The 16,984-nt window shown below is 67.2% G+C and carries 7 protein-coding genes; all 7 read right to left on the minus strand.

Annotated elements, in window-relative coordinates; genetic code table 11:
- Positions 1 to 4,719, minus strand: coding sequence for an RHS repeat-associated core domain-containing protein (locus PIQ37_RS03715; RefSeq protein ID WP_342072382.1), 4,719 nt, complete (start codon positions 4,717 to 4,719; stop codon positions 1 to 3).
- A 42-nt stretch (positions 4,720 to 4,761) separates the two neighbouring features.
- Positions 4,762 to 5,238 (minus strand): chemotaxis protein CheW, encoded by a 477-nt coding sequence (locus PIQ37_RS03720; protein WP_342072383.1) that lies wholly within the window; start codon positions 5,236 to 5,238, stop codon positions 4,762 to 4,764.
- A gap of 72 nt (positions 5,239 to 5,310) precedes the next feature.
- Positions 5,311 to 6,648, minus strand: coding sequence for a chemotaxis protein CheB (locus tag PIQ37_RS03725; protein WP_342072384.1), 1,338 nt, complete (start codon positions 6,646 to 6,648; stop codon positions 5,311 to 5,313).
- A complete protein-coding gene (locus PIQ37_RS03730) occupies positions 6,635 to 13,900 on the minus strand; it encodes an Hpt domain-containing protein (RefSeq protein WP_342072385.1) in 7,266 nt (2,421 codons plus the stop codon). Before PIQ37_RS03730 ends, PIQ37_RS03725 begins: the two co-directional genes overlap by 14 nt.
- A 111-nt stretch (positions 13,901 to 14,011) precedes the next feature.
- Complete coding sequence (locus PIQ37_RS03735; RefSeq protein ID WP_150411104.1) at positions 14,012 to 16,048, minus strand: methyl-accepting chemotaxis protein; 2,037 nt, start codon at positions 16,046 to 16,048, stop codon at positions 14,012 to 14,014.
- Positions 16,049 to 16,088: 40 nt separating this feature from the next.
- The gene (locus tag PIQ37_RS03740; protein ID WP_017914762.1) at positions 16,089 to 16,619 is read right to left on the minus strand and encodes a chemotaxis protein CheW; all 531 of its coding nucleotides are present in this window, start codon (positions 16,617 to 16,619) and stop codon (positions 16,089 to 16,091) included.
- 1 nt (position 16,620) lies between these two features.
- On the minus strand, positions 16,621 to 16,983 hold the full coding sequence (locus PIQ37_RS03745) for a response regulator (RefSeq protein ID WP_010343242.1): 363 nt from the start codon (positions 16,981 to 16,983) through the stop codon (positions 16,621 to 16,623).
- Position 16,984: the final 1 nt, after the last annotated feature.

A 16,984-nucleotide genomic window follows, 5' to 3' on the forward strand; every position in this document is an offset into this window, starting at 1 on the left:
CTAATACCGCGACGTAGGATGATTAGGCCCCAGATTAATTTCCTTGTCAGCATCTGGATTGTAGGGACAACCACGAGCTTTAGCAGCAATAACCAACCTAATTAAATCAGCCTTTACTTTATTATAAAAGGTTACGTGCCCCGGATCTAATCGTTCACCCGGCCTCAGAGCATATCGCTGCATATCCCATCGCCTGAACCTCATGTCACGCAATAATATCTCAATACTGAGAGCCAGGGTTTCGCAATCTCCACCTTCGCTTGGGCATTTACGAGCATCCATAACTTCATCTTTCTCAGGATGAGTTACACCGGGCCGAGGCTCCCACACCGGCACAGAACAGTAACTCAACTGCCACAGAGGCGTAGAGAAGTAAACTTTGCACCCATAAAGACCAAACGGATCAATATTATTAGTTGGGGCATTATCTATATACACATAACTTGCCATCCCACCTTGCAATCCAATCGGATCACTCTGCACATACCGCCCAGTACCCGGCTCGTAGTCGCGGAAGTAGTTCTGATTGAGCCCGCTCAGCGCGTCGTAGCGCTGGCCCGGGAACCGCATATCGAACACGAAGACCGTGCCGTCCTTGTCCGGATCCTGATCCGGCGCGGTGGTGCCGAACGCTTCGCCCTTCAGGTCCCAACGCCAGATTGCGACATCACGGACCGGGTCGATCACCGCGCGCGGCGTACCCAGGTGATCGGGCTGCACATAACGCAGCGTGGTCTTGGCCAGCACGCCCACCGGCAGGTCGTCCAGCCAGATCGCCTGCTGTACGACGGCGCCGTTGTTGTCGTAGTCGCCCAGCCAGTGGCCGCTCTCGTCGTACAGCGTGTAGACGTTGGTCTTGCCCACCCGCCGCACCTGCTCGCCGCGGCCGTTGTAGGCATAGTTCGCCACGGTGGTGCCACTGCGCTTGACCTGTGTCAGCCGGCCATTGGCGCCGTATACATACTGCACGGCGGTGCCGCCGATCGCGGTGGTGTTGCCGGCCGCGTCGTAGCTGCGTGCGGTACCGGCCACGCTGCTGAGGCGGTGGCTGGTGGTCGGATAGGTGTAGGTCTGCGTGGTGGTGTTGACCTTGGCGCTGAGGCGGTTGCCGGTGGCGTCGTAGGTATAGCCGTCGATCACCGTATCGGTAGGGCCGTCCTTGAACGCGGTCAGCCGGCCCAGCGGGTCGTAGTCCAGTTTGATGACCGGCGCGGTGTTGCCCGGTGCGGTCAGCGCGCTGAGATTGCCGACCGGGTCGAAGGCAAAGCCCACCGCCAGGCCGTCGCTGCGGGTGTCGTTGACCGCCAACGGGCGATAGTCCTGATCCAGCACGCGCTGCATCGGACGGCCGTTGCCGTAGGTCCAGCCGGCGACCGGGCCGAACGGATAGTAGGTGGCTTGATTCAGCAGCACCTGGCGGGTGCCGCCAGGTGGGGTCACGCCGACCTCGGTCGTCTGGCCCTGGGCGTTGCGCACGTAGTCCACCACCGCCCCATCCGGGTAGGTCAGGCGGCTCAACTGCCCGGCCTTGGTGTACGCGTAGCGGACCACGAACACCTTGCCGTTGGTGGTCTGCACCTTGCGCACCAGATCGCCGAAGCGGTCATAGCAATAGTCGGTGCTGCCGCTGCCGTCCTGCATCCGTGTCAGGCGGCCGATGCCGTAGGTCTCGCCGCTGGCGCAGGTCGTCTGACTGACGTCGTAGGTGTAGCTGACGTTGAGGCTGGTGGTCGGATAGGTGACCTGGGTCAGGCGGTTCAGCGCGTCGTAGCCGTAGCTGGTCTTGATGTTGCGCGCGTCGGTCTGGGTGGCGCGGTTGCCGGCGCTGTCGTAGGTGTACGTGGTGCTGCCGGTGTCCGGGCTGGTGAGCTTGGTCAGGTCGCCCAGGCCGTTGTAGGCATAAGTAGTGTCCAGGCCCTTGGGGTCGGTGACCTTGGTCAGGTTGTCCAGCGCGTCGTAGCCGAACTTGGTCTCGGCGGCGATGCCGCCCACGTCCTGCAGGGTCCGCGCCAGGCGGTTGAGCGGGTCGTAGTCGTTCTGGGTGGCATGCCCGAGCGCGTCGGTGACGGTCTTGGTGTTGCCGTTGGAATCGTAGCCGAAGTCGGTCGGATCGCCCTGCGCGGTGGCCTGCGTCGCCAATTGGCCGAGCTGGTTGTATACCCGCGAGAGCGTGCGCTTGAGCGTGCCCGAGGCGTCCTTGGTGTCTTCCTTGAATCGGTTGCCGGCGTTGTCCAGGGTGTAGTGGATGGTATTGCCGGCGCTATCGGCGATATCGGTCAACCGATGCGCCGCATCGTAGGTGAAGCGGGTGAACGCGCCATCGGGCTGCGTCACCTGCTTGACCAGCCCGGTCGGCCAATAGTCGATCGCAGTAATGCGGTCGTCGCTCTCACTGCTGTCGTCTGACCCACGCACCTTGCTGGCGGTCAGCCAGCCGCGTGGGTGATACGTGTAGTCGGTGACCACGCCGTTGGCGTCCTTCACCGACAGCACGCGGCCGGCGCCGTCGTAAGCCAGGTACTCGGTGACCTGGCCGAGCGCGTTGGTCACCTTCCACAGGTCGCCCTTGCGGTGCGGGCAGGTCGCCGCGGACGTGGCGCAGGTGCTGTCGTCGGTGGGGTAGTAGGTGTAGGTAGAAACGTCAGAGACACCGACAGCCGGGCCATCTACCCTTTTGATCAAGCCAGCAAATGGACAGACATCTGGAGAATCCGCAGCATCTGCGTCTGTACAATACTCAAAGCCGACTTGTCGAACTCCCGATGGTGCGGAACCTTGAGATCCGCACTGATAGGCAAGAGCGGAACTGCCTTCAGGTGTATATCGGCATTCATAAGCACGCAAGCCGAGCGCGTTGTAGGCAAACTTTCTGAGCGACGCTGTGCCCTGCGGGGTAGCAATCTCTTCGATCACCACATGATTCTGATTGTCCCGTGTCACCTTAGCAGAGCGCTCTTGTGGCGTCTGAATAGCTGTGGTCGAGGTCACCACCCAGTCAGAATAATCATAACTTGATGCAACGCCACGCCTATCTACTGAAGAAATAAGCCTACCGAATTGATCGAAGCCACTGGTCTTTGTGCCAGCACTGCTTGAGATGCCAGTCACCTGCTTATATGCACCATTCGAAAGCTTGTAAGAAAGAGAGTCACCCAGCGGAGTGGTGATAAGCGCATCTTCGCTTCCTACATAGCTGACCTTGGTTTCTGCAACCTTTGCGCCAGCCGCATGTAGCGCACTACTTGCAACGAATCCACGACTGTCGTAGGTAAACGTCGCATAACGCTCGCCGTCATCGGCAATGCCTGTCAGCAAGTGACGGACATCAGAAGGACCCAACCCAGCCTCATTGTAAAAATAAGAGCGCGAAGAACCGTCCACGCGTGCAGCGGAAACGAGATTTCTCTCGCCATCGTATTGATAGTCGACATAGTCTCCGCCACTCTGAGTGACGCGACTAAGCAGCCCATCCGTATAAGTGAACTTCAATGTCCGCCCAAGACCATCGGTAGCAAGCACGAGTTGTCCGCGCTGATAAGTCAGCGCGACGTTGTATAACGCCCCATTGGCAGCAACAATATTCAGCAACTTGCCATCGACAGCATATGAGCGCTTTTCGCCATTTGCTTTTGTTAACAAGTATGAGCCATCATCCAGAATCACCAAGAGGTCATCAGCATTCTGCTCTCCGCGATAAGTCTGACCACTGATTTGCTTGAAGAACCTAAAAAATCCATCCTCGGTAGTAATATAAGGACGAGCTGATCCACCAGCTCTTTCCAAGAAGGTGTGCCCCCACCCGCTCCCCACCGAATCGACCTGCTGAATTTCCTGCAACGAATGGTAGTACCGAGAAAAGGGTTTACCTGCAAACCACAAGTCTGGCTCAGTACGCATCTTGTCACCCGTCGCAGGGAAGCAAGGATTTTCATTTGCTGGACATGATGGTGTCTGGCTTGGCCCGCCGATGGTGCGCTTTGAAATTCGATGCTCAGGCTTCCCAGCCGTACAGAGATAAGGCCAAATTACGATATAATCAGGATTTCCTGTGTTGTTATAAGCTGGATTGTATCCCCAGATCGGCGAAAAACTAGCAGGACACTCATACGTCTGCATTTTGACCAACTCAAACTGCCCATGATCAGGATAATCCTGACCCCATGCAGGACACCAAATGTCGTACTTAAGCCACCTATCTTCGGGGGTCATAAAATCCAAATATCCAGCCTTTCCATAGGCACGACTGGACACAAAGGGATCACCATAAATCCCTTCAACGTGGACATTGGTAAAACTGCAATCAGGATAAGTACGCTGATAATAAGCCATCATGCTCTGAATTATTTCAGACTCATCAGCGCAGCGAGAAGGCATGTTTGGATCAGATGTCTGCTTACAAAACCCTGGAACAGTTTCATACGCCCACCCACCAATTGAATAGCTTGGAGCATTGAAACGAACAGGGGGCTGATCTGGCGCCACATACACGAAATCTATAGACGGCGATGCACTTTGTGCATCAACCTCCGTCCTGGAACGTATCAGCTGCGCCCCATAACCAAAATGAGAACGCATTTCGGCCTCAGCCTCCTGGAGAGATGCGAAGCATGTACTCTCAAAGCAATATTGGCTGGACTGAACGGCTTTCGCATTGCCGCAGATGAACGCGCAAGCAACCACCATGAAAACGACAAAAAACTTCAACGAAAAATTCGGCATACAAACTCCTTCTCATAGCCGCTTTAAGTTAATCGCCAGACATCACATTGCCGCCGCAAACCGCTCCACCACCATCCCCTCGATCGCCTCCAGATCCGGCAGCAACGCGCTCTGCTCGCCCAGCAGCACACGCATGTGCACGCCGGGCGGGAGGGTTTCTTCGGAGGCGTCGGCGAGCAGGCCGTCGCGGGGGACGGAGATCAGCTGCGGGAAGGATTGGGTGAGCAGTGCCACGTAGGGCAGGTCGGGGTTGCCGCCCAGGGCCTTGAGCACGACGATCTTGTTGTTGGCGGCCACGATCTCGGCGCCCAGGCCGGTCAGGCGGGCGAAGGAGACCAGCGGCACTTTCCAGCCGTACCAGGCGATCTGGCCGAGCAGCCAGTGCGGGGCGTCGGGCAGCGGTTCGACCGGCACGCGCGACATCACTTCGGCGATGGTGGCGTTGGGCAGCAGCACGCGCTCGCTGCCGGCCAGGATGAGGACACCGCGGATTTCGTCGTTGCTGGCGTAGCTGCTCATGGATTGACTTCGTCCTGAAACCGGAAAAAACGCGCGATGAAACTCAGCGGGAAATGGCGTGGGTTACCGCGCTCAGCCGCTCCACCGCGCGGTCAAGGCCTGGGCCAGTTGCGCCGGATCGCCGCCAGGATGGCCCTGCAGGATCAGTTGCGCGCCGGCGGCGGGGTCGTAGCAGCCGTCGCCGGATTGTCCGGCCACCCAGGCGCCCTGCGCGGCCAGCGCCAGCACCGCATCCACTTGCTGCGGATCGCTGCCGCTGAGCAGCAGCACCGCGCTGTGCGCGGCCGGCAGGCCGGCGACCACGGAGGCGCCGGCGTCCTGGGCGACGAAGCGCAAGCCGGCGGTGCCCTGCACGCCGACGTCGTCGGGCAGGATGTAGACGTTGCCGGGGGCGACCGGCTCGCCGGCCTCGGCCAGCAGCACCGGCAGCGCGGACACGCGGGCGATCTGCTTGACCAGGTTGCCGTAGCGGCCGCCGTCCAGGCGCAACTGCACCAGCAGCGGTAGCGGGAAGCTCTCCGGCAGTGCGGCGAGCAGGCGGCGGATCGCGTCGGGGCCGCCAATGCCGGCCATCACCAGCACCGCACCGCGCGCGGCGGTGCCTGCACCGGCACCGCTCGTGGACGCGGGCTCTTCCGACTCCAGCGCGACCAGCGACAGGCCTTCGGTGGAGAACTGCGGGACGTGTTGCGACGCGCGTGGCGCAGCGGCAAGCAAGGGCGCGTCGTCGTCGACCAGCGACCAGGCACTGGCCGGCAGCGCCGCGGGTGCGGCTGTGGGCGCAGCCGGTGTGGCATCGGCCTGCGGTGCGGCCGGCGCCGCAGGCGCTTCGCTTGCAGCAGCCTCGGCACGCGCGAACTGCAGTTCCTCGAAACCCGGCGCGACGTCGGCAGGCGGCTGCCAGGTATAGACGCCGTCTTCCGGCACGGCCGCGGCGAAGCCGGCGGCTTCGTCGACATGCAGGCCGATCGGCGCGTCCTCGTGCAACTGCGCCGGTGTCGCCGGCAGGCCCGGCTCCGGCTGCAGACCGGTCTCGGTCTCGCGGCCGGGCGGCAGCACGTCCTGATGGCCTTGCAGCTTGGCCGCCAGATGCCGCGCCCAGCGCTGCGCTTCCCAACCCTCGCGGCGCGCGGCCAGCTCGGCCTCGTCGAAGATCACAGTGACGCCGGGCAGCGCCAGCGCCGCATCCAGCCGCTCCAGTGCGTCCTCGATCGCCGGTTCCAGCGCGATCAGCACCGCGCTGGGGGCAGCATCGGCCAGGGTCTGCGCGTCGATCGCGCCCGGGTCGTCTTCCAGCACGATCGCCGCGCCGACCAGGTGCAGCGCTTCGCGCAGGCGCTCGCGCGCCTTGCCGGGACGTGCCAGCAACGCGACCGGCGTGGAGGTGGCGTCGCCGTCATTCGCGAACACGGGCGATCCCCAGCAGGTCGTAGACGTTGCGCATCAGATCCAACTCTTGGTAAGGCTTGCCGAGGTAGCGCTGCACGCCCAGTTCGAAGGCGCGCTGGCGGTGCTTTTCGCCGCTGCGCGAGGTGATCATCACGATCGGCACGGCGGCATAACGCGGATCGGCGCGCATCGCCGTCGCCAGTTCGTAGCCGTCCATGCGCGGCATCTCGATGTCCAGCAGCATCAGGTCGGGCACGCGCTCTTCCAGGCGCTCCAGCGCCTCGACGCCATCGCGCGCGGACACCACGTCGAAGTTGTGCCGTTCCAGCACGCGGCCGGTGACCTTGCGCATGGTCAGCGAGTCGTCGACCACCATCACCAGCGGCACGCGGCGCTGTTCGGTCGGCGCGGCCTCCACCACCGGCCGCAACGGCTGCGCCAGGAAGCGACGCACCAGCGGAGCGATGTCGAGGATCACCACCACGCGGCCGTCGCCGGTGATGGTGGCGCCGTAGATGCCGGGCACCGAGGCGATCTGCAGGCCGACCGGCTTGACCACGATTTCGCGGTTGCCGAGCACCTGGTCGATCGCCACTGCCGCGCGCAGATCGCCCGCGCGCACCAGCAGCAGCGGCACCTGCGCCTGACCTTCGGCCCGTGCCGGCGCCTGCCCGACCAGCGAGCCGAGGTCGTGCAGCGCGTATTCCTCGCCGCTGTAGCGGTAGCCGCCGGTGCCGGCCTCGAAGCGCTCGCGGCCGATGCGGCCGATGCCGCTGACCGATGCCACCGGCACCGCGAAGGTGGTCTCGCCGATCTGCACGAACACCGCCTGGGTGACCGCCAGGGTCTGCGGCAGGCGCAGGGTGAAGGTGACGCCCTGGCCGCGCACGGAGTGGATGTCCACCGAGCCGCCGAGCTGGCGCACTTCGTTGCGCACCACATCCATGCCCACGCCGCGGCCGGCCAGCTGGCTGACCTGGTCGTAGGTACTGAACCCGGGCGCGAAGATCAGCGCATCCAGTTCGTCGTCGGACAACACCGCGTCGGCGGCGATCAGGCCGCGCTGCTCGGCGCGGCGACGGATCGCCTCGCGGTCGAGCCCGGCGCCATCGTCGGCCACTTCCAGCACGATTTCCGAGCCTTCGCGGCGCAGGCGGATGGCGATGTTGCCCTCCTCCGCCTTGCCCGCGGCACGCCGCTGTTCCGGCGCCTCCAGGCCATGCGCGACCGAGTTGCGCAGCATGTGCTCCAGCGGCGCGACCATGCGGTCGAGCACGTTGCGGTCGAGTTCGCCGTGGGTGCCTTCCAGGCTCAGATGCACCTGCTTGCCGGTTTCGCTGGCGGCCTGGCGCACCACGCGCCGCAGCCGTGGCACCAGGCCGTCGAACGGCACCATGCGCGCGCGCATCAGCCCGTCCTGCAACTCCGAACTGACGCGCGACTGCTGCTGCAGCAGACCGTCGTACTGCCGCGCCAGGTCGTCGAGCACGCCCTGCAGGCCGCCGAGGTCGGCCGCGGACTCGTTGAGCGCGCGGCTGAGCTGTTGCAGCGTGGAGAAGCGGTCCAGTTCCAGCGGGTCGAAGCTCTGCTCGGCCTGGTCCTGTTCGCGCTGGTAGCGGGCGACGATCTGCGCCTCGGTTTCCAGATCCAGGCGCCGCAGCTGGTCGCGCAGACGTGCGTTGGTGCGGTCCAGTTCGGCCATCGCGCCGCGGAACGCGCCCAACTGCTGCTCCAGCCGCGAGCGGTAGATCGCCACTTCGCCGGCGTGGTTGACCAGGCGATCGAGCAGGTCGGCGCGCACGCGCACCTGTTCCTGCATCGGCCGCGCGATCGTCGACTCTTCGTCGGGCGTGCCCTCCACCGGCAGCGGTGCCGACAGCGGCGCCGCCACGGCGGCCAGTGCCGCGGCAGCCAGCGCGTCATCTGCCACCGCGACCGGCACCGTAGCGGCGGTCGCGGCATCGCCGGCGGCGGCGAACCGTTGCCCGTGCGTGCGCGCGTCGAACGCGCCGATCAGGTCCTGCGGCATCGCCACCGCACGGTGGTTGCCGGTCAGGGTCAACAACTGGTGCAGGCGATCGAAGCCGCGCTCCAGCAACTGCACGTCCTGGCGATCGAGCTCGGTGCGATGGGCGGCGACCGCTTCCAGCAAGGACTCGATGCCATGGCCGAGGTCGCCGATGGCGTTGATGCCGGCCATGCGCGCACCGCCCTTGAGCGTATGCAGGTCGCGCTGCAGGCCGCCGAGCACGTCGCGGTCCTGCGGCGCGGCGCGCAGCTCGGCGATCAGGCGATCGCAGTGGTCGAGCAGGTCCTTGCCTTCGTCGACGAAGATATCGACCAGCTCGCGATCGAGGTCGGCGAAGTCCAGCGGCCCCAGATCGACGGCCGACAGATCGGTGCGCGCGGCATCGGCCGCGGCATGCGCGGCGTCGACGTCGGGCTGCGCGGGTGCGGCTGCCGCCGGCGCGTGCTGATCGGCTTCTTCGTGCGCTTCGTCGGCCGATGCCGTCGCGTCCGTCTCGGTCGCCGCGGTCGTGTCGTCGTGACCGGCGTCGCTCCGCGGCGCGTCGGGCGCTTCGTCGAACGCCGCATGATGCGCGTCCGTCGTTTCATCGGCATCGGACGGCGACTTGTGCGCGGCATCGTCCGCTTCGGCGGCGACATCCTGCAGCGCGCTCTCGCCTGCATCGCTGGTCGGCTCGACGGGTTCTGCGTCCGCGTCGGTGTCGGCGTGCTCGCCCACGGTGTCGGTGGCGGGGGGATTCGCACCGCCCTCGCCCGTCCCCTCGTGCAGAGGCGAAGCGGCATCCAGCGCAACGTCGCTGTGCTCGGCGGCGGCCTCGGTATCGTCGTTGGCCGAGGCCACGCCGTCGTGGCGCCAGCCGCTCGACGGCGCCAACGGGTGCTGGCGCAGGCCGATCGCAGGGGCGTCCTCGTTGAGCTGCTGCTCGTGCGCTTCAGCGGTGTCGTCGGTCGACGCATCGGCGTCGCCGTGCGCGGCATCCTGATCCGATGCCTGCGCATCCTGGCCGTGTGCGGACGCGTCCTGGCTGTCGTTCGCCTGCGCGTCGGGCGCATGGGCTTCGACATCGTGGTCCGCTGCCGACTGATCCGTTGCCTGCGCTTCGGTCGCGTCGGCGTCGGCGTCGCGGTCGGCTGCCGAATGATCCGGCACCTGCGACTCCGTCGCATGCACGGACGCATCCTGGGCCGCCCCGTCCTGCGCTTCGATTGCGTGAGCCTCGGCGCCCTGCGACTCGCCAGCATGCTCCGGCGCCTGCAGTTCCTGCGCGTTCATCGGCGTATCGGACGCAGCATCGGCGATGACCGCATCGACCGCCGCGTCCTGCGCCGCCGCCGGATCCAACGCTTCCGGAGCCGGGTCCAACATCTGCTCGGCGCTCAGCGGCGCCTCGACCGTCAGCTCGTCGAGCTGGCCGTCCTGCGCCAGGGCCGCCTGTTCGTCGGCGTCGTGTTCGTCATGCGGTGCCGCCGCCTCGTCTTCCGCTGCTGCGTCATGGCGCTGCGCATGGTCCTGTACGGCCGTCTGCTCAACAGCAAGCGACTCATCCTCGCTCGCCGACGCCAGCGTGGCCGCATCCGCGTCGGTGGTGGCGTCGCTGTCTGTCGGCGTGGACGCCGCCGCTCCGTCCGAGGACGGAGCGTACGCAGCGTCCGCGTGGACGTCGATGCGATGCTGGTCGGCGTCGACCGCGTCGGACTGCCCGGCAACGTCATCTGTCGGCAACGTCTCATGCAGGTGCGCGGCATCGCCCAGGAATGCCGACAGGTCGTCGGCGGCGGTGAGTTCCATCGCCTGCACGGCCTGCGTATCCAGGCCAGCCTCGGCCGGTGCCGACGCGGACAGGTCTTCGTCGTCCTCGTCGTGCGCGATGGGCGGCCACTGCACTTCCGGCAAGGTCTCCACCAGCGCGCGCAGGCGCTGCGCCAGGTCGGTGAACGGCGGAATCACCGGCGACGGCGCCTGCAGTTCCGCAATGGTGGCGGCGATGGCGCGTGCCGCGTCCTCGAGCGCACGCACGCCCTCGGCGCTCGGCACGCTGCCGGCGGCCAGCGCGCGCTTGACGTAGCTCTCGGCCGGCCCGGTGACCGCGGTGATCTCCGGCACGTCGGTCATCGCGAACGCGCCGCTCATGGTGTGCACTGCGCGCAGCAGCGCTTCGGTCGCCGGCTGCGGTGCGTCCTGCAGCCAGGCGTGCACGGTCTCCAGATGGGTGGCGACCTCGGCTTCGAGGATCTCGCGCAGCACGCTGTCCACCGACGCCGGTGTGCCCGCGCGCGGCGCGACGGTCGCCTGCGGGGTGGCGAAATAGAACGCCTCCTCGCCGGCGGCGATACGTTCGGCCACCGCCTGGATCGCGTCCAGGTCGGCCTGCACCGCACCGTCGCCGCGCAGCGCGGCATTGAGTTGCGGCAGCACCGCGTAGGCCTGCTCGACCATCGCCACCACCGCCGGGCTGGCGGGGCGCGAGCCATCGAGCACGCGGTTGAGCATGCTCTCGATCTTCCAGCTGAACTCGCCGAGCACGCGCGCGCCGACCAGGCGGCCGCTGCCCTTCAGGGTGTGGAACACGCGGCGGATCGGCCGCAGGCTTTCCAGGTGGCCAGGCGCGGCGCGCCAGGCCGGCAGCAGCGTGCCGAGATTGACCAGTTCCTCGTCGAATTCCTCGAGGAACACCGCGCGGATCTCTTCGTCGATCTCGCCATCGCCGTCGATGAAGCCGGTCTCGGCGGCAGGCGCAGCGGCGGCAGGCGCAGCGCTCGCCTCCGCGCTGGCGGATGCTGCGGCCACAGGCTCGCCGCTGTGGGCGGCCGCGGTCACGTCGAACTGCGCGGCAGCAGCCTCCAGGTCGGCCAGGAACGCGGCTTCGGCGTCCGACACCGGTGCAGCGTGTTCCCGTACTGGCTCGGGCGTTGCATGCTCCTCGGATTCCAGCGCGGCATGCTCCGGCGCCGATGGCGCATCGGCCACGGCATCGGCGTGCTCCGCCTCGTCGATGGCGGCAAGGCCGGCATCGGTCTGCGCCGAGCCATCCATGGGCGCGTGCGAATCGGTCTCACGTGCGGCGTCGGTGGCCTCCGCGGCCTCCGTCGGGATCGCGTGCGCGGCGTCTTCGGCGTCGGCACCGGCGTCTGCTGGCTCGGCTTCCCCTGCCGCGTCGAGGCGTTCGCCGTGGGCGATGTGAGCGCCAGCGTCGGCCAGCGCGGCCGCATTCGGCGACAGCGCGGACGCGGCCTGCTCGTCCTGCGCGACCGGGGTGGCGTGCCAGTCGAGCGTGTGCACCTCGTCGGCGGACGCGCCAGGCACGTCGGCGAACGCCGACGCGTCTTCCAGTTCGATGACCAGCGGCGGCGTGGATGGGTCGGCGTCTTCTGCAGCAGCAGGCGTGTCGACGATGATCAGGTTGGGATCGTCGTGTTCGTCCAGGCCAGCGAACGCAGCCGGCACATCGGTCTGCGCCTGCTCCGGATACTCGGCGGCCACCGGATCGAAACCGGCGACATCGGAGGCGGACGCCGCGGAAGCGGCTGCGGCCTCGTCTTCCTGGGCGAGCGTGGATGGCGTCTGCGACCGCAGTGCATCCTGCTCCAGCTCCAGGGAATCGAGGCTGATGTGCAGCGGTTCGGTGGTGCCGGTCCAGTTGTCCTGTTCGGCCGCGACCGGATCGAAGCTGAGTGCCTGCGACGGTGCCGTGGGCTCCTGCTCGTCGCGCGCAGCGCCTTCGCCGGCGGGCGCGGAGGCGTGTTCGGCCGCGGTGTCGGATTCGTCCGTCGCCAGGCTCCACTGCGGCGCCTGCGGTGCGGACGGCGCGGCGTCATGCGTGCGCGGCGTGGTCTCGAGCGTGTCCTCGGCCGGCGCCAGATCCCAGGCCGGCACGGCCGGCGCGGCGATGGACGGGGGCGCCGACGCGTCGACGCGATCAGCGGCCACCGGCGGCAGCGGCGCAACCGATTCGGTCGCCTCGCTTCCGCTCGGCAACACGCCCGGCGCGGCCGGCGCGGTGTCGGGCAACGGCCAGTAGCGCAGCGCTTCCAGGCTGCTGCGGGTGATGTCGAGGATCTCCTCGCGCCCGGGGCGGCGCTCGCGCAGCGCTTCCAGGTAGTACTCGAGGCTGGCCATCGCGTCGGCCAGGGTGTCGAGCTGGCGGCCGCTGGGCACGCGGCGCTTGCCGATCAGCTCGGTGGCGACGTAGCGGCGCACGCCTTCCAGGTAGTCGGCCGGCTGCGGCAGTTCCAGCATGCGCAGGGCACCGGCGACCTCGCCAAGCAGGCGCGGTACCTCGTCCAGGCGCACATGGTCCCAGTTGGTCTCGATGAAGGCGACGAAATGCTCGCGGGCGCTGCCGAAATTGGCGATGGCCTCGTGCGCCAGCACTTCCACCGTGCGCCGCGCCTCGGCGGCGCTGGCGTCGTCGTGCACGTCGCCGCCGGCGCCGAGATAGGCGACCTGGTCATCGAGCGAGGCGTCCACGTACAGCAGCGCACCGGCGATATCCAGCAGCAGGCCTTCGTCGGCCGCGCGGGCGCCGTCGACGATGCTGCGCAGCGCGTCGCGCTGCTGCACCACAACGCTGCGCGCCACGCCCAGGCCCATCACGCCCAGGGTATCGGCGACGCTGCCCAGCTCGTCGACCTGGGTCTGCAGCGCCGCGACGTCGCCGCCGGTCCGCAGATGCAGGTCCAGCGCGTCCTTGACCCGCAGCAGTTCTTCCTTGATCGCGGTGCCGACGGTGTCGAGCAGCTCGCGGTTGCGCCCGGCGAGACTGCCGCGCGCATGGTCCAGCTCGGCCTCGGTGGCGGCGGCAGCGTCAGGCGCCAGCGCGAACAGCGCGCCCTCGCTGAGGCCGGCTTCGCCGCGCGCGGCGCGGATCTCGTTGAGCAAGGGCAGCAATACGATCGGAATGTCGCGGTGGCCGTCCTGCAGGCGCTCCAGGTAATCCGGCAGCAGCACGGTACCGCGCATCAGCGTGGCGCAGGCCTCGTCGCGGTCGGCCGCCTGGCCGTTCTGCACCGCGATCGCCAGCAGTTCCAGTTCCTCGGCGACCATCGCCGGCGCGTACAGCTCGACCATGCGCAAGGTGCCCTGCACCTGGTGCAGGTAGCCGGCGCAGAAACGCATGCGGCCGGTGTCGGCCGGTTCCTCGACGAAGGCCTCGATCTCGCCGCGCACCTGGCGCAGGGTCTCGTCCAGTTCCGGCTTGACCCAGCCCAGCGCGGCATGGCTCATCGCATCGCGCAGCGCGCTCATCGCCGCGTCTCCACGGCCGGGCACGCGCCGTGCCGCGCGAGCGCGGCGACGGGATGCGGGAGTTGTTCACGGTACGTCATGTGCGCTTCCTTCCACCCGGTTCCGGCCCGCTTACGCCGGCAGCTTGAAGTCGGCGACCGAGCGCCGCAGGTCCGCCGCCAGTTGCGCCAGGCGGCCGATCGATTCGGCGGTCTGTCCCGCGCCTTGCGAGGTCTGTCCGGTGATCTGCCGGATCACGTCCATCGTCTGGGTGATGTCGATCGCCGCCGCCGACTGCTGGTGCGCGGCGATGGAGATGTTCTTGATGAGGGTGTTGAGCGCGTTGGACACGCGTTCGATCTCGGTCAGCGCGGTGCCGGCGTCCTCGGCCAGGCGCGCGCCTGACACCACTTCGGAGGTGGTCTGCTCCATCGAGCTGACCGCTTCGTTGGTATCGGCCTGAATGGTCTGCACCAGGCCTTCGATGCGGCGGGTGGCGCCGGAGGTGCGTTCGGCCAGGCGCTGCACTTCGTCGGCGACCAGCGCGAAACCGCGGCCGGCCTCGCCGGCCGAGGCGGCCTGCACCGCGGCGTTGAGCGCCAGGATGTTGGTCTGCTCGGAAATGTCGTTGATCAGTTCCACGATCGAGCCGATTTCCTGGGTCGACTCGCCCAGGCGCTTGATGCGCTTGGAGGTCTCCTGGATCTGGTCGCGGATCTGGTCCATGCCCTGGATGGTCTCGCGGACCACGCCAGCGCCCTCGGCCGCGATCACCACCGAGCGCTGCGCCACTTCCGCCGATTCGGTGGAGTTGCGCGACACCTGCTCGATGCTGGCGGCGATTTCGTTGATGCGCACGGAGGCCGAGCCGATCTGCTCGGCCTGGTGCCCCGCCGCCTCGGCCAGTTGGCGCGCGGTGGCCTGGGTTTCCTCGGTGGACACGGCGACCTTGGCCGAGGTGTCGTTGATGGTGGTCACCAGGTGGCGCAGCTCGTCGACGGCGTAGTTGATCGCGTCGGCGATGGCGCCGGTCATGTCCTCGGTGACCGAGGCCTTGACCGTCAGGTCGCCTTCGCCGAGCGAGCTGATTTCGTCGAGCAGGCGCATGATCGCCTGCTGGTTGCGGCTGTTGTATTCGACCTGGGTCTGCAGGCGGATTTCCTGCTCGCGGCTGCGGCTGCGCACCGTGGTCCAGACGAAGCCGACGATCGACAGCAGCGCCAGCAGGCCGGAGATCACGCCCAGCCAGAAGTTCGGGAACAGGCGGGTGTCGCGGGTGGAGCCGAACGCGGAGAAGGCGTCGAACAGCTTCTTGCTGTCCTCGAGCATCTTGCCCGAGCCGGCGGTCAGCGCCGCGGCGGCGGACTGTGCGGCGAACAGGCTGCGCGAGCTGGCCTGCAGCGCGTCCAGGTCCTTCTTCATTTCCGCCCACTGCGCCTGCGACTGCTCCAGCGCGGCCAATGCGGCAGCGTTGCGCACCGGGGCGATGCCCAGTTCCTCGTTGCCGTTACGCAGGCCCTCGAGCATCTGCCCGAACACCACCGCGTCGCGCGCCAGCGCGTCGCCGGCGCTGGCCGCACCGCGGCCGCCGGCGCGCATTTCGGTGACGCGGCGGGCCATGGTGCCGGCCACCACCACCTGCTGCAGGGTGTTGTAGATCTGCGCGGCGGGCGCGCCGCCGACCGTCATCGCGCGCACCACCTCGTTCAACTGCGCCTGCAGCTGCGGCACGCCGCCGACGAAGCGGTCGGCGTTGCCGGCCAGCGCCAGCACCGCCGGTTCGCTGTCCACCACCTGCTGCGCGTTCTTGGCCAGCGGCGCCCAGGTGCCGTTGAGGGTCTGCAGCGGCCCGGACACGCCGGCTTCGTTGGCGTAGCGGGCGTTGAGCTCGGCGACGGTGCTCTCCACCTTCGCCTTGGTCTGCTTGAACTGCTTGAAGGTCTCGGCGTTGCCGGACACCGCGTCGCGGGCCTGGTTGGCCAGCTGTTGCGACAGCACCTGCAGGTCGGCCGCGCCGGTGCTGGCGCCGGCCAGGCGGTTGCCCTGCCAGGTGGCCACGCCGGTGTTGGCGCCGAACACGACCAGCGACAACGCCAGCAGGCCCAGCCAGAAACTCGTGCCCACGCTGCCGAGCTTGCTGGCCTTGCGGGCGTCCGGAGCAGTACTCATGATGCGACCTCGGTCTTCGATGCGGAGGCAGCGCGCGCGCTCAGGCGGCGGCTTGCCGGAATTCGGGAGTGCGCGACAGCAGCGACAGCGAGAACACGCCCCAGTCCTGGGCGTCGCCGCGGAAGGCGCGGTCGATGAAGTGCGCGTAGCGGCCCTGGGCCAGATCGCCCGGCTCCACCGCCTGCGTCTCTGTGAAACTGCGCTGGCCGAACAGCTCGTCGATGGTCAGGGCCACGTCGCCGCCGCTCTGGCGCATGATCAGCACGCGCTGGCCTTCCTGCAGCGCGGTGCGCTCGCCTTCCAGGAACTGCTTCAGGTCGACCACCGGGAACAGGTTGCCGCGCAGGTTGCCCACGCCCAGCAGCCACGGCTGCGCGCCCGGCACCGGGGTGACCGGCGGCATGCGCACGATCTCCACCACTTCGCGGAAGTCCGAGACCAGGTGGCGCTTGCCGACGCGATAGCCGACCCCGCGCCAGACGTCGTCGTCGAAGGCGCGTTCGGGCATCTGCACGGCGTGCGCCAGGCTGCGCCGCTCGTAGGCCTCGAGGATGTCGAAGGGCGAGCGCATGTCAGCCCACCAGTTGGTTGATGCGGGCGATCAGCTCGTCTTCCCGCGGCGGCTTGACGATGTAGTCGGTGGCGCCCTGGCGCATGCCCCAGACCTTGTCGGTCTCCATGCTCTTGGTGCTGATGATCAGCACCGGGATGTGCCGGGTGGCCTCGTCGCGCGACAGCGCGCGGGTGGCCTGGAAGCCGCTCATGCCCGGCAGCACCACGTCCATCAGCACCAGGCTCGGCGCCTGCTCGCGCACCAGCTTGATCCCGTCCTCCGCGTTGTCGGTGGACAGGACCTGGTGCCCGGCTTTTTCCAGCCATTGCGTGAACACCGCCCGGTCGGTCGGTGAGTCCTCGATCAACAAGATACGGGCCATG

Origin of the sequence: Xanthomonas protegens, assembly GCF_038442435.1 — a bacterium.
GTDB classification, from domain to species: Bacteria; Pseudomonadota; Gammaproteobacteria; order Xanthomonadales; family Xanthomonadaceae; genus Xanthomonas_A; species Xanthomonas_A sontii.